This is a genomic window from Corynebacterium sp. (assembly GCF_030532195.1).
In the GTDB taxonomy this organism is placed as follows: domain Bacteria; phylum Actinomycetota; class Actinomycetes; order Mycobacteriales; family Mycobacteriaceae; genus Corynebacterium.
Map to the genome: position 1 here is coordinate 71,701 of NZ_JAUNLP010000006.1, position 13,136 is coordinate 84,836.

Genomic DNA, 13,136 nt, shown 5'->3' on the forward strand with positions numbered 1-13,136 from the left:
CACTCTAACCACTCCAGTCACTCAAGTCACTCTCGTTTATGGAGTTTTTGGTCGGCCGCGGCCAATATTCGCAGCGCCAATCCCCCGCGCCGCACACATTCCAACATCATTGTTCGCAAATATCTTCTATTTAATTCGAAAATCCCCTTCCGCTGGAACGTCTGTTCGTCTAAAATAAATACCAGAGCAAAATAACCAGCCCTTAAACCTGTACCGACCACACTCGAAGCACTACCAAATAGCAACTCTTTTCGATTCCCACTACCCGTAACTACACCATCACCGCGTTATCTTCAGGGGGATTTAGCAATGGTCCACGGGGAAAGAAGTCCACGGAAAAGAACTTATGCCGAAGCCATGCAGGCATCGTCGCTTCGGTTTCACCACGAAATCTCTAACACCGACCCCGCACGCTTCGGGCTCGAACGCAATCGCGCCGACGTAAAACTTGCGCTTTCATGCGTGCCATCGTCATCAACCGACGATGTTGAGCATTTCTTGGCAAAGATTGCGGCTTCACTTGGTCTATCACGGACAAGAACTCTGCAATATGTCGACATCGGCATGCAGCTCCAACGCCTGCCTCGGTTGAAAAAACTCCTGCTCGCCCGCGCTCACCTGCCGTTTCTTCACATGCGGGTAATAGCAACAGCAGCACTGCCGTTGGACGATGCAACAGCAATGGAGTACTTCGAAGACTGCCTGCTAGACCTCATTACGCCGAGGATAAGTGGTGAAGCTCTTCGCGGTGTGCGGAGTTTTCAAAAGCAAATTCAGCGCATAGTCAACGAGATTGACCCATTAAAGTGCCCGATTGATGAATTCGATTCGCCACAGGCCGCAATCAAGAAGGGAATGGAATCTCGTGCTGGAGAGTCGATTCACTTTCAAGAAGGGGATCATTTCACCGAGGTTCGAATGGAGCTCGCGCCAGATCGTGCACTTGAATTCCACAGTGTTCTCGAGCTCATCGCCGCAGACCAAAACTGCGACAATGTCGAGGCATTGTCGCACCTTATTCACGGTTCAGCACAGGTGACTGCCACTCTCAACCTCTACTGCCCACTCACCCAGGACCGCCCTCAGCAGGCCTGGCTTGCTGGCTCCGGATGGATCAGCCAAATTGCCACTGAATCCTGGCTCAACCGAGTATCCAGCGTTCGGTTACTCGCCGATGAGAAAACCAATAGCTACACTCCGTCGGAACGCCAGCGCGCCTACGTCCAGGGAAGAGACGGCACTTGCCGTTTTCCCGGCTGCGACGTTGATGCGACAAAATGCGACATCGATCACATAGCGCCTTACAATCACGAGTCACCCGAAGACGGCGGACAGACCGAAACACCTAATCTCCACTGTCTATGCCGACGCCATCACAATTTAAAGACGGCGGGTCTATGGAACGTCGTGCGCGATATCGACGGTGTGGAGTACTGGACCTCTGCAACGGATAAGAGTGCCGAAAAAGCAGCACTAATCAGCACTGAATCCGGACCAATGGCCGGTCATGGTCGCTATTCTTTCGACCTGCGCAAAGCAAGAAAGACCAAGACGCTCAAGGAATACAACGAAAAGCGTTTGGAGGTGCTTCGTCACTCACAGGAGATTGTGAACCAGACGCGGGTTCTGCTCGGGTTCGACCCAGCACTGACCCCAATCGGAGACGACGAAGCCGCCGAAGACACCAACCACTTCGATGACCCCGAAGATGAACTCCCGTTCTAGCGCAGAAGCACAGCTAGGGAAACTAAGCTTCCTCAGACTGCTGCGCCATACGCCAGCGGATGCCGGCCTCGATGAATCCGTCGAGGTCACCGTCGAGAACGGCCTGCGGGTTGTTGACCTCGTACTCAGTGCGCAGGTCCTTCACCATCTGATACGGGTGCAGCACATAGGAGCGCATTTGGTTACCCCACGAGGCATTGCCCCCTGCGCCCAGCGCGTCCAGCTCCGCGCGTTCTTCCTGGCGCTTCTTCTCCAGCAGCTTCGCCTGCAGAACTCGCATGGCCGAAGCCTTGTTCTGGTGCTGCGATTTTTCGTTTTGGCAGGTCACAACAATACCGGTTGGGACGTGCGTGAGTCGGACCGCAGAGTCGGTGGTGTTCACCGACTGACCACCGGGGCCGGAGGAGCGGTAGACGTCGACACGCAAATCCGACTCAGGGATGTCAATGTGATCAGTTTCCTCGACCACGGGCAGAACCTCGACTTCAGCAAAGGAGGTCTGGCGGCGCCCCTGGTTGTCGAAGGGGCTGATGCGCACCAAGCGATGCGCACCCTGCTCGACGGAGAGGGTGCCGTACATGTACTCGCCATGCACGACAAACGTAGCAGACTTGATACCAGCTTCTTCGGCGTAGGAGGTGTCGTAGACCTCGACCTTGTGGCCGTGCTTGTCGGCCCAGCGCAGGTACATGCGCATCAGCATCTCAGCCCAGTCGGCAGCATCTACGCCACCGGCGCCGGAACGGATGTTGATGACGGCCTCGCGCTCGTCATAAGGCCCGGAGAGCATCGTCGTGACCTCGAGGGACTCAATATCGGAGCGCAGGTCAGCGCGTTCTTCGTCGGCCAGTTCGATGGCATCTGGGTCGCCCTCTTCTTCGGCGAGCTCGTACATAACGGCAAGATCGTCCAGACGCCCGCGCAGCGAGTCAATCTTCTTTTTCTTCGCCTGTGCCTGCGACAATGCGCTGGTTACCTGCTGCGCGTGGTCGGGATCATCCCACAGCGACGGGTCAGCGGCCTGCGCTTCCAACTCCCTGATCCGGTCAGAAAGCTCGTCGACATCGACCACTTTCTCAATGGTAGTCAGCGTCGCGTCGAGTTCTTTGAGGTCAGCATTCAGATCAGGATTCACGGGTACTACCTTAGCTATACCTCTAGTTTCGGTGCACAATGGGACGTATGTCTGAATCCTCCGCCTCTCACGACACCAGCCAAGACCTTGCACTCTTCCTCGATCAGATGTCTGAGTCCATCGCCGCGACGGATATGGGCATCGCGGTGGCGATTGTCAAACGCGCCGCCGCCATCGCCGCTCGTATGCGCGACGAAGGCCTGGTCACGGAGTACAAAACTTCGCTTTCCGACGTAGTCACCGCGGCCGACCGAGCAGCGGAGAAGTTCGTCGTCGATGCACTGGCCGCGCTTCGCCCGGAGGACGGCATCCTCGGCGAGGAGGGGTCCGCAAAGGATTCGCAGTCCGGTCGCACGTGGGTCATCGATCCGGTAGATGGCACGTATAACTTCACCACTGGTTCGGACTACTGGTGCAGCGCATTGGCGCTGGTGGTTGGCGATGCCAATGAGCCGCAGGAGCTCATCCTCGGCGCGGTACACCGCCCCGCCTCGGGTGAAAGCTGGGTTGGTGGCCCCGAGATTCCGACTACCCGTATCAACCTCAATGGCACGGTCGATGATGTGCAGGTGGAATCACGTCCGCTCAATGAGGTCTGCGCCGCCACCTACCTGCACACCACGGTAGTGAGCTCGACGGAGGAGTCCGAGGTCACGGCGACGAAGTCGTGGCTCAATGCGGTGTCACGCTGCGCTACCTGGCGCATGCTCGGTTCGGCATCGGTGGATATGGCAGGTGTCGTCGATGGCCGCGTCGGTGTCTGGTTCCAGCGCGATGTCGCTCCGTGGGATTGGTTGCCAGGCCGCGCGCTGATTGAGGGCGCGGGCGGCGACTGCGTGTCGGTTGGCCGCTGGAAGCTGGCGGGGTCTGCGGGCCAGGTCGCTGAGCTGCGCGAGGTTCTGCGCTAGAATTTCGGCCATGACCACCGAAGACCTCGCACTTGCACTTTCGCTTGCCGACGCAGCCGATGACCTCACAATGTCTCGCTTTGAGGCGGCAAATCTAGTCGTCGAGTCCAAGCCCGACCTCACCCCAGTTTCCGACGCCGACATCGCCTGCGAAAAACTGCTGCGCGAGATTCTGGCTGAAAAGCGCCCCGAAGATGAGGTCCTCGGTGAGGAATTCGGTGGTGAAGCGGTGTTTGAGGGGCGCCAATGGGTCATTGATCCGATTGATGGGACGAAAAACTTCGTACGCAATGTTCCCGTTTGGGCCACCCTGATTGCACTGCTGGAGGATGGCAAGCCGGTCGTCGGCGTGGTCTCCGCCCCGGCATTGGGCCGCCGCTGGTGGGCGGCGAAGGGCGAGGGCGCGTTCAAGCGCGTGCGCGTTGGCGGCCAGGAGGACACCGAGCGCCGCATTGAGGTGTCGAAGGTCGCGGACATCGCCGACTGCTCGATTTCCAACTCCTCGCTTTCCGGCTGGGCGGATCGTGGCCTGCGGGAGAACTTCATCGCGCTGACCGACGACGCCTGGCGTCTGCGCGGCTACGGTGACTTTTTCTCATACTGCCTGGTGGCAGAGGGCGCGGTCGATGTCGCCGCCGAGCCGGAGGTATCGCTGTGGGACTTGGCTGCGCTGGCAATTTTGGTCGAGGAAGCTGGCGGCCGATTCACTTCCCTGGCGGGCGTCGACGGACCGCACGGCGGGGACGCAGTTGCGACGAACGGGTTGCTTCACGATGCCGTCGTCAAGCGCCTGAACGCTTAAGCGCGTGGCCCATCGGCACGATTTCCGTGTCGATGATGCCTAAGCCCGCAAGCGAATCGACGAAGCGGACGATGTCGGAGGCGTTCGGCAAAACCACGTTCGCCATCATTTGATGCTGCCCAGAGGTGGCGGCGACGAACCGTGTTTCGGGGAGACTGCGCAGGTGACGGCCCAATTTTTCGATATACCCAGGACTCACGCGCAGCCATAGATTGATGTCGCCGGTAGACGTCAGGGCCTCCGGATGCACGTCGGCTTCGAAGTAGAGAATGCCGGAATCGACAAGTTTGCGACGGTGCCGAGAAACCGTCGCAGCGTCAATCCCCAGCTCCGCGGCGAGATGCGCGGCAGTGGCGCGACCGTCCTTGGCGTAGGCGGTAAGCAGTAGGCGGTCGATGTCGTCAATGGTCTCCGCGCCGGACGTCACGCTGCCCGGCTGACCCCAGACCTCGAGCAGTTGGTGAACCTGAATATCGCGCGCAGGCACGGTGGAGTGCAGACGAAATAGCAGGTCATCGTAGATAGATGGCACCGTGATAACACCGCAGATCAGCTCACCGCGGTCACGCGAAAGGCGCACCCAGCGCGTTGTCTCCAACGCCGCCAGCTCGGTGGCAATCGGCCCGAGCCGCCCCGGCGCGGCATAAATACGCGTCAGCCAAGCAATTCGCCCGCCAAAACCAGGCAGCGTGCGGCCGTGGACACGCAACACCTTGTGGCGCGTCAGTAACTCGAACCGGCGCGCGACAGTGCGTGACGACGCCCCCGTCTCCTCGGCCCACTGCGCATACGACGCCTCTGGGTGGCGGATGATAGCTGCGATTAGGCCGCGGTCGAGGTCATCAAGTTTGTAGTCCAGTTTGCTGTTCACTTTGCCGGTTTCTTGCATTCTATTTTCACTAGTTGACGCTCTTAGCGCTTTTTATTGCGATATTGTCATTTCCTTGCATCCTACTATTTTCGTGAAATGAGTCCCTTTAATGTGACGACGTCAGATTGAGTCATCCGATAAATACAAGAAAAGGGGCTTACTTCGTGAGTGACACCAAACAAGCCGCGGTGAATCCCACGCCACTGATTGCCGTAGCGGCATTTTCCTGTCTGGTGGTAACACTGCTGCAATCACTTGTGGTGCCAGCGGTGCCACAGTTCCCGGCAATCCTGGACACCAGTGCTACGACGGTGTCCTGGCTGGTCACCTCTACCCTGCTAACTGGTGCTATTGCCACACCGGTCATCGGTCGCCTCGGTGACCTGCTGCCGCGCCGCAGCATGATGATTTTCACCATGGCACTGGTGTTGGTGGGCTCGATGATTGCGCCGCTTGGTGGCATCACCACGGTGATTATCGGCCGTGCGCTGCAGGGCATGGGCACCGCACTTATTCCGGTCGCCATGGCGGAGATGCGCTACAGCCTTCCGCCAAAGCGCATTGGCGGCGCATTGGCCCTGCTCAGCGCCATGCTGGGTATCGGCGGCGGTTTGGGAATTCCGCTGGGTGGCGTGATTCTGTCTGCATTCGGCTGGCAGGCAATGTTCTGGTTCGCCGCACTCATGGCGACCATTTCCATCGTGCTGATTTTTATGTTCGTGCCAGCGGATACCTCTCACAATGAGGGCAGCTTCGACTACGTCGGCGCAATCCTGATGTCGCTGGGACTGACCGCTGTGCTGACCGCGCTTTCGCAGGGCGGCGCCTGGGGCTGGGGCAGCATGCTGACCATCGGCCTGTTCATTGTCGGCATTGCCATCTTCATCGCCTGGGGTTACTTTGAGCTGCGCCTGGACTCCCCGCTGGTCAACCTGCGCACTACTGCGGATCGACCAATCCTGCTGACCAACATCGCCTCCATCCTGCTGGGTATTTTGATGTTCACCAACCTGCTGCTGACCACGCTTGAGCTGCAGAACCCGGTTGCAGAGGGCGGTTTTGCCTGGGATGCCAGCTCCGCGGGTCTGGCTATGCTGCCGTCGGCGGCATCCATGTTCGCCGTCGCACCGATTAGTGCTCGCCTGGCGGCGCGTTTCGGTGCTCGTTTGGTAGTGACCATTGGCTCGGCAATTACCACGCTCGGCTACGTCGGTCGTCTGTTACTAGACCCCAACGGTGTAATGGTCATCGTGTGGGCGACGGTTGTCGCCATTGGTGTCGGCATTGGTTACGCCGGCCTGCCGATGATGATTGTCAAGTACGCACCGGCTGAAGAAACCGGTTCGGCCAACGCCGTCAACGCCCTGATGCGCTCGATTGGTATGGCAATTTCCTCCGCAATGGTGGCTGCCGTTACCGCCACCATGGCTGTCATTCACGAGGGGGCGGCGGTGCCGTCGGCAAGCGGACTTAATACGCTGGCAACTATCGGCATTGTGATGGGCGTGGTGGCCACAGCCCTATCGCTTGCCGCGCGACACAAGAATGAAAGCCAAATCGACGCTAACCACACTGTTTTGGACTGATTATGAATTACGGTCACGAGAACGCAATCGACACGCATGCGCACGTTTTCCCAGCGCGCTACCTGGACTTTTTGGCACAGCATGGGCGTCCTGAAAAAGAAATTGCAATCGCCCGTGGCATGAATGCGGACTCCAGCGATACGGAAATGTCCGCACGCATTGAGTGGATGGATCGCGCCGGCGTGAAAACGCAGATTATTGCCGTCACGCCGCAGGTGCCATCGCTTCCGGGCGCGCAGGATTCGCTCACCGCCGCCCGCCTGGTCAATGACCAGTACGCCGAGATTGTGCGCGATTACCCCGGCCGTTTCTTCGCATACGGCGCGCTGCCGCTGCCGCATATCGACGAAACGCTTGCGGAAATTCCCCATATCTTCGACGAGTTGCAGTTTCTGGGCGTATCCATTTCCACGGTGACGATGGGCGATTTCTTCCTCAATGATTCATCGTTGGATCCGGTGTGGGAAGCACTCAATGAGCGCCATGCAATTGTGAATATCCACCCCACAGGTTCCGGCGCATGCTCGAAAATGCTGCTGAGCGACCAGTTGGAGTGGGTCAACGGTGCACCGGTGGAAGACGCCACTGCGGCGCTGCAGCTGATAAAGGCCGATGTGCCGCGGCGATTCCCCCACATCACCTTCCACATCGCGCATCTGGGTGGTGACCTGCCATTTCTCGCCCGTCGCATCGAAGATAACTACGAGGACTGGGATGCCTTCCCCGCCTCCCCGATGCAGCAATTGCGCGAAATGTACTTCGACGCGGCCAATTTCCACGAGCCCTCACTGCGGCTAGCTGCGGAAACTTTTGGCATTCGCCAGATTCTAGGCGGCTCGGATTTCCCGTACTTCCAAAAGGAAAAGTATGTCCGCGCGTTTAGCTACATCCGCGAAGCCAATCTCACCCCAGACGAGATTGACACGGTACTGTTTGGCAATGCGCAACGACTGTACGGAATCTAGCGGGATTTAATTCTGCAGCGCGGGCACTGGGTGCGCAATCACGTCATAGTTGCGGTCTTTAAAACTGAAGGTCGCGACGGATTGCCACCCAGTTTTTTCATGCGCAATCATGGACGGCTGGTTGGCGTGTTCGACAAAGCCCACCGCCCAACGGTATTTGCCGGCCTGGCTCGCAATGCGGATTGACTCGCCCTTCTGCGCTCGCAAAATGCCTTGACCACGGAATTCTTCGGCCACAACGCCGGGACCATACAGGTAGAAATCAGTGAGCCCCGCCTCCTTCGCCGCCGCCACTGCCAATGCCGGTGGGCCCTGCGTGTACTCGTCGGCCGACGCAGTCAGGATGGCGCCGACGCCACGGCCGTCGATAAGCGTGACGACGGACGCAGGACCATTGATGCGCCCCGCAATCATGTCGGCGTCGAGTTTGCCCTGGACGAATCCGCCAGTGCGGCGTTGCTCTTCGGTCAGGTTGTCGCGGGCGTTGGCCTGGAAAAGTGCGGTTACCCAGGAGATATCCTCATGTGTGAGGGGACGGAGAGTGCGGTTCATAAAGATTAGTTCTCCTTTGCCAAAAGTTTCCGAATTGCGAGCGTCAGCCACCCCACTGCTCCGATGCCGGCGATAAGGCCGAGGAGCAGGAAGATGAGGCCGACGCCCCACAGCCCCGTGGTGTCATCGGTGCCAGCAATAATGCTCCAGGCCAACGAGTAGCCAGCGACGGCAGCCCACCAGATTGGAAGCAGATTGGGATACGGTGCGCGCACGCGCATCATGGCGGCCACGGCGAGAATGACCATCACGAAACCACTGAGGAAGACCTGCCAGGGCGTGTAGTTGTATTCGCCGGCGGGCATCCACGACAGCGTCGCAAAGCAGGTTGCGAATGCCAGCACGAATACAACGCCGATCTGGCCATAGGCAATTTTTTCGTTGTACCGCTTGGCTAACCATACGGCTCCCACCCACGCGAGTGCGGTGGGAATCGCGATGATGAGCAGGTAAACGAAAAGGACGTTCGGCACCTCGGACCAAGTGAAGCTGGTCAGCATTGATCTCATGGCACCAGGTTACGCGTTATCATTCAAGTAATTGATTGATTGGTAGTTGATTATCCCAGGGAAATAGGAGTGCCGGATGCGCCTCAAGATTGTTCCTGCCATTGCCGTCGCCGGATTGGCGCTTACCGCCTGCTCTTCCGGGACAGACGATGAGCAGGCGGCAAGCGCCGAAGCCACAACCTTCGACAACTGCGGCGTGAAGATCAGTGTCAGTGTGCCCCCTAAGCGTGCATCCACACTGGAGCAGGGTTCGACTGACACGCTTTTCCTGCTCGGAGCCAAGGATCAGATGGTCGGTTACGGCCACCAAAAGGATGCACCGCCAAAGGGCTATGGCCTTGAGGGGCTGAAGGAAATTTCCCCTTCGGTGCCAACTTCCGAGCAACTGCGCGATGCTGACACCGACTTCATCTTGAGCCCGTTCGAGGAGAGTTTTACTCCGGATATGGCCGGGCCGCGCCATGAGTGGTCAGATTTGAAGGTGCCGACATACGTCTCCAATACGGAATGCCCCGACTATGGCGACAACGCTGGAAAAACCACCTTCGAGCTGCTGGAACGTGACCTCACCGAGCTCGGCCAGATTTTTGGCCGCGAGGACGAGGCCGCAGCGCTGATTAAGAAGCAGCAGGAATCGCTGAATAACTCTTTCAAGGCACCTGAGGGCACCACATTCCTCATGCTCTACTCTTCCGTCGGCGGCTCCCCCTATGTCGCGGGCGGTCCCTCCATTGTCACGGAGATGGGCAAGACCGTCGGCATGACCAACGCATTCGAGAATGTCGATGAGGAATGGCCGCAGGTTTCCTGGGAAGCAATTGCGGAAGCCAATCCGGATGTCATCATCCTGGGCGACCTGCCAGCACGCGGTGAGCCCGGCGATAAGTGGCAGGAAAAGGCTGCTGACCTGGAAAATAATCCGGGCACGAAGGAAATGGACGCTGTGCGCAATAAACGCTACATCGTTATCCCCGGTGTGACCGCTTCTGCCAGCGCTCGTTCCCTGGAGGCTGTCGATGAAATGTCGAAGGCGCTGCAGGATGGCATCGCTGAAAAGAAGGCCAGCTAAGTGCGTCGGAATCGAGTGAATCGCACCTGGTTATTTGCGGCAGGAACCCTCGTTCTCCTGCTCGTCGCCATGGCGATCTCGCTGACCATGGGCGCCAGCTCACTGAGCTTTCATGAACTGCGTGGCATCGTGGATTCAGCGGTCGAGCAACCGTCGCCGCTGCGAATGTCCATCCTGACGGAGCTGCGCATCCCGCGCATTCTAATGGCGGCGTTTGTCGGCGCGGTGCTCGCTGTCTGCGGTGTGGTCATGCAGGCCATCACGCACAATGACCTCGCCGAGCCCTATCTCCTCGGCGTATCCTCTGGTGCCTCCACCGGCGCTGTTGTCGCCATCATGTTTTCCACCTGGCAGCTCGGCATTATCGCAGGCGCAGCAGTTGGCGCGCTCGCTTCCTTCGGACTGCTCATTATGCTGCTGCGCGGCAGTGACGCCAGCCCTACCCGCGTGGTTTTAACCGGTGTGCTCATTGGCTATCTATTCCAGGCGCTGACCTCACTCATCATTACCTCGTCCGGCAATGCGGAATCCACCCGCGGGGTGCTCTTCTGGCTGCTCGGCATGCTCAGTGCCGCACGGTGGAACACGGTCGTTGTCGTCGGCATTGTCGGGCTGATTGGCTCGGTCATTCTGTGGATCTTGGCGCGCTACCTCGATGCGCTGTCCCTTGGCGATGCCACCGCCAACACCATGGGCATTCCCGTCATCGCGGTGCGCTACGCCGTGCTGATTGCTGTGTCTCTCATGACCGCCGCAACCGTGGCCTCCGTCGGCGCCATCGGCTTTGTCGGTCTCATCGTGCCACACGCCGTGCGCATGGTCGCAGGCCCCGCTCACCGCACACTCATCCCTCTGTCGGCGCTGGTCGGCGCGCTGGCACTCGTCATCGCCGACGCGATTGCACGCACACTTTTCGCGCCGCAGGAACTCCCCGTCGGTGTCATCACGGCGCTGATTGGTGTGCCCGCATTCTTCTTCATCCTCAAACGAAAGGTTCGCGCATGATCGAGGTGAAGGGATTAAACGCGGGCTTTCGCGGAGTCGATGTCATTCACGACATCACCTTTTCCATCGACTCCCCCGGCGTCACAGGCCTCATCGGCCCCAACGGATCCGGCAAATCGACGCTGCTCAAAGCGCTTGCAGGCGTCCATGATTTCACCGGCGAAGCGCTTTACGACGGGCACCCCCTCGCGAGTCTGCCTCGAAGGAAAAGAGTTAAACAGCTCTCCTACGTGGCTCAGCACTCCGGACCAGCCATCCCCCTGAAAGTTCGCGAGGTAGTTGAGCTGGGGCGCACCGCTGGACGCGGCCCATTCGCAACGCCGGATGCCGAAGATGAGGCGATCGTCGTCAAGGCACTTACCCATACGGACCTGACGGATTTGAGCGAGCGGCGGCTCAGCGAATTATCCGGAGGTCAGGTGCAGCGGGCGATGGTGGCGCGGGCGATGGCGCAGCATGCCACTCATATGCTGCTCGACGAACCCACCAACCACCTTGATCCGCGGCACCAGTACAAATTGATGGAGATTTTGCGGCATTTGGGCGATGAGCACCACACTGCCGTCGTGCTTGCGCTGCACAATTTGGAGTTGGCGGCCAGGTATTGTGACCGTCTTATCGTTTTGCAGGCTGGTAGCGTTATTGCTGACGGACTCCCCGATGACATTCTCACGCCGGACCTGCTTCGGCAGGTATTTGGTGTGCGCGGTGAGCTGACAACGACGGATCACGGCGAGACCGTTCTTGCAATTCGAGGTCCGATAGACAGTGATTACTTGCAGTGAAGCTTCGGCGATGAAATAGGTGCTGGGATGAGGAAAAGTATCCGTCGCATGGCGGCGACGTTCAAGATTCTGGGTGACCCGACGCGCCTATCGCTTCTGTATCAAATCCACTTTGCTGGGCAGCATAAATTGACTGTCAGCGAACTTGCGGAAGTCGCTGGTCTTCGCGTCGCCACCGCCTCTGCTGCGCTACGCGCCATGGAGAATAACGGCACTATTACCTCGCTGCGCGATGGTCGCCATATTTATTACGGCATTGAGAGCGAGGAGATTCACGAGCTTTTACACTGGATGGGTGCGCCGCACGCTGATGAGCGCACCCACGAGAACCAGTGACAATTAATACTGACGCAAGTGAACCGGTGGCTGTCCGCGCAGTTCACCACGGATAACATTGGCGACTGCGAGATTGATTCTCATCAAATCCTCGGTCCAGTCCGCCACTGACCTGACCACGAAACTGGGCACGTCTGCCTCAGTCACCGCTGCGCGCACCTGACCACGGCCTTCCAAGTTGCTATTAATCGCCTCGCGCACCTTCTCAATGAGTTCACTTGTGATCCGCGGGTCAACACAAATCACCGTGGCAAAGTGCGTATGCGTGCCGACGAACGAATCGCGCAGCTGGCTGAATAGTTCACCGGTCGGCTCAATGCGCACGTTGTCAATCAGCGCAATGTCACCATTCATGCGTACTTCAGTGCGCAAGTGCGCCTGCTTGTACAGGAAGTGGCCGCCGTCGGGTGACCAGCCAGGTGTGACAATATCCGACAAGAACAGGGATGCTTTCGGATCCATGTTTACCGTGATTTCCTGGCGAAAGTCAGCATCGCGGTAAAGGATCAGCTGGTTCGGGATGTACTCCAGCACGGAGTTTTTAGCCAGCGTGAACTCCACATTCTGCACCACGTAGTTGTCCGGAGTCTTGTAGACTTTCGCCGCCGACTGATCTGTCAGCAGCACCGATGTATCCGGCTCTAGCTCCACGTCAATGCGGTAAGAGTCACCGCCGACGTAGCCACCGCCCGGGTTGGCAATGGTGTAATACACCTGACCAGAGTCGTCGAGATAGTGCGGACGAATGATTTTAAAAGCCCGCGCATGGTACTGACTCTTCGCAATCGATTTGCCTCCGCTGAGCCCAATGCGCATCTGCAGGATGCCCATGTCTTCCTCGTTGGGTGGGTCATGGGTAAATGCGTTTTTGGACTTCCCCCACATACT

General features: G+C 58.5%; 14 protein-coding genes. 9 read left to right on the forward strand and 5 right to left on the reverse strand.

The annotated features are described in order from the left end of the window. Positions 1-357 precede the first annotated feature (357 nt). Positions 358-1,725, forward strand: coding sequence for an HNH endonuclease signature motif containing protein (locus Q4E11_RS07700; protein WP_303164937.1), 1,368 nt, complete (start codon positions 358-360; stop codon positions 1,723-1,725). A 22-nt stretch (positions 1,726-1,747) separates the two neighbouring features. Here the strand turns inward: Q4E11_RS07700 and prfB are convergent, their stop codons facing one another. Continuing rightward, positions 1,748-2,860 (reverse strand): peptide chain release factor 2, encoded by a 1,113-nt coding sequence (gene prfB, locus Q4E11_RS07705; RefSeq protein WP_303164939.1) that lies wholly within the window; start codon positions 2,858-2,860, stop codon positions 1,748-1,750. 47 nt (positions 2,861-2,907) lie between these two features. Here prfB and Q4E11_RS07710 point away from each other — a divergent pair, with 47 nt between their 5' ends. Together Q4E11_RS07710 and hisN are read left to right on the forward strand one after the other, a co-directional pair. Beyond that, positions 2,908-3,768: an inositol monophosphatase gene (locus Q4E11_RS07710; RefSeq protein ID WP_303164941.1), complete on the forward strand. Its 861-nt coding sequence runs from the start codon at positions 2,908-2,910 to the stop codon at positions 3,766-3,768. A 10-nt stretch (positions 3,769-3,778) separates the two neighbouring features. Then, positions 3,779-4,570 carry a histidinol-phosphatase gene (gene hisN, locus Q4E11_RS07715; protein WP_303164943.1) on the forward strand — a complete coding sequence of 264 codons (792 nt, stop codon included), beginning with the start codon at positions 3,779-3,781 and terminating at the stop codon, positions 4,568-4,570. Here hisN and Q4E11_RS07720 read toward each other — a convergent pair. After that, a complete protein-coding gene (locus Q4E11_RS07720; RefSeq protein WP_303164944.1) occupies positions 4,551-5,441 on the reverse strand; it encodes an Lrp/AsnC family transcriptional regulator in 891 nt (296 codons plus the stop codon). The genes hisN and Q4E11_RS07720 overlap by 20 nt on opposite strands. Positions 5,442-5,605: 164 nt before the next feature. Between Q4E11_RS07720 and Q4E11_RS07725 the strand changes: the two genes are divergently transcribed. Continuing rightward, entirely contained in the window at positions 5,606-7,027 is a 1,422-nt protein-coding gene (locus Q4E11_RS07725; protein ID WP_303164946.1) for an MFS transporter, read from the forward strand. 2 nt (positions 7,028-7,029) lie between these two features. After that, on the forward strand, positions 7,030-7,992 hold the full coding sequence (locus Q4E11_RS07730; RefSeq protein ID WP_303164947.1) for an amidohydrolase family protein: 963 nt from the start codon (positions 7,030-7,032) through the stop codon (positions 7,990-7,992). 6 nt (positions 7,993-7,998) lie between these two features. On the opposite strand, the gene Q4E11_RS07735 is transcribed toward Q4E11_RS07730, so the two are convergent. Both Q4E11_RS07735 and Q4E11_RS07740 read right to left on the reverse strand, forming a co-directional pair. Next, a complete protein-coding gene (locus tag Q4E11_RS07735; protein WP_303164948.1) occupies positions 7,999-8,544 on the reverse strand; it encodes a GNAT family N-acetyltransferase in 546 nt (181 codons plus the stop codon). A 5-nt stretch (positions 8,545-8,549) separates the two neighbouring features. Then, positions 8,550-9,053: a hypothetical protein gene (locus tag Q4E11_RS07740; protein WP_303164949.1), complete on the reverse strand. Its 504-nt coding sequence runs from the start codon at positions 9,051-9,053 to the stop codon at positions 8,550-8,552. A 76-nt stretch (positions 9,054-9,129) separates the two neighbouring features. Between Q4E11_RS07740 and Q4E11_RS07745 the strand changes: the two genes are divergently transcribed. From Q4E11_RS07745 to Q4E11_RS07760, 4 genes are read left to right on the forward strand one after another with little or no spacing between them, the layout of a single operon-like run. Continuing rightward, positions 9,130-10,122: an ABC transporter substrate-binding protein gene (locus Q4E11_RS07745; protein ID WP_303164950.1), complete on the forward strand. Its 993-nt coding sequence runs from the start codon at positions 9,130-9,132 to the stop codon at positions 10,120-10,122. A 15-nt stretch (positions 10,123-10,137) separates the two neighbouring features. Continuing rightward, on the forward strand, positions 10,138-11,127 hold the full coding sequence (locus Q4E11_RS07750; RefSeq protein WP_303164951.1) for an iron ABC transporter permease: 990 nt from the start codon (positions 10,138-10,140) through the stop codon (positions 11,125-11,127). After that, the gene (locus tag Q4E11_RS07755; RefSeq protein WP_303164952.1) at positions 11,124-11,912 is read left to right on the forward strand and encodes an ABC transporter ATP-binding protein; all 789 of its coding nucleotides are present in this window, start codon (positions 11,124-11,126) and stop codon (positions 11,910-11,912) included. The genes Q4E11_RS07750 and Q4E11_RS07755 overlap by 4 nt, the downstream gene beginning before the upstream one ends. A 27-nt stretch (positions 11,913-11,939) precedes the next feature. Continuing rightward, positions 11,940-12,248 carry a helix-turn-helix transcriptional regulator gene (locus Q4E11_RS07760; RefSeq protein WP_303164953.1) on the forward strand — a complete coding sequence of 103 codons (309 nt, stop codon included), beginning with the start codon at positions 11,940-11,942 and terminating at the stop codon, positions 12,246-12,248. A 3-nt stretch (positions 12,249-12,251) separates the two neighbouring features. On the opposite strand, the gene Q4E11_RS07765 is transcribed toward Q4E11_RS07760, so the two are convergent. Further along, the gene (locus tag Q4E11_RS07765; RefSeq protein ID WP_303164954.1) at positions 12,252-13,133 is read right to left on the reverse strand and encodes an urease accessory protein UreD; all 882 of its coding nucleotides are present in this window, start codon (positions 13,131-13,133) and stop codon (positions 12,252-12,254) included. Positions 13,134-13,136 lie beyond the last annotated feature (3 nt).

Excerpts from the sequence above, each read along its gene's own strand:
- Q4E11_RS07700 (WP_303164937.1), top strand. The coding sequence starts at position 358 with ATGCAGGCATCGTCGCTTCGGTTTCACCACGAAATCTCTAACACCGAC.
- Q4E11_RS07710 (WP_303164941.1), top strand. The coding sequence starts at position 2,908 with ATGTCTGAATCCTCCGCCTCTCACGACACCAGCCAAGACCTTGCACTC.
- hisN (WP_303164943.1), top strand. The coding sequence starts at position 3,779 with ATGACCACCGAAGACCTCGCACTTGCACTTTCGCTTGCCGACGCAGCC.
- Q4E11_RS07730 (WP_303164947.1), top strand. The coding sequence starts at position 7,030 with ATGAATTACGGTCACGAGAACGCAATCGACACGCATGCGCACGTTTTC.
- Q4E11_RS07735 (WP_303164948.1), bottom strand. The coding sequence starts at position 8,544 with ATGAACCGCACTCTCCGTCCCCTCACACATGAGGATATCTCCTGGGTA.
- Q4E11_RS07740 (WP_303164949.1), bottom strand. The coding sequence starts at position 9,053 with ATGAGATCAATGCTGACCAGCTTCACTTGGTCCGAGGTGCCGAACGTC.
- Q4E11_RS07745 (WP_303164950.1), top strand. The coding sequence starts at position 9,130 with ATGCGCCTCAAGATTGTTCCTGCCATTGCCGTCGCCGGATTGGCGCTT.
- Q4E11_RS07755 (WP_303164952.1), top strand. The coding sequence starts at position 11,124 with ATGATCGAGGTGAAGGGATTAAACGCGGGCTTTCGCGGAGTCGATGTC.
- Q4E11_RS07760 (WP_303164953.1), top strand. The coding sequence starts at position 11,940 with ATGAGGAAAAGTATCCGTCGCATGGCGGCGACGTTCAAGATTCTGGGT.
- Q4E11_RS07765 (WP_303164954.1), bottom strand. The coding sequence starts at position 13,133 with ATGTGGGGGAAGTCCAAAAACGCATTTACCCATGACCCACCCAACGAG.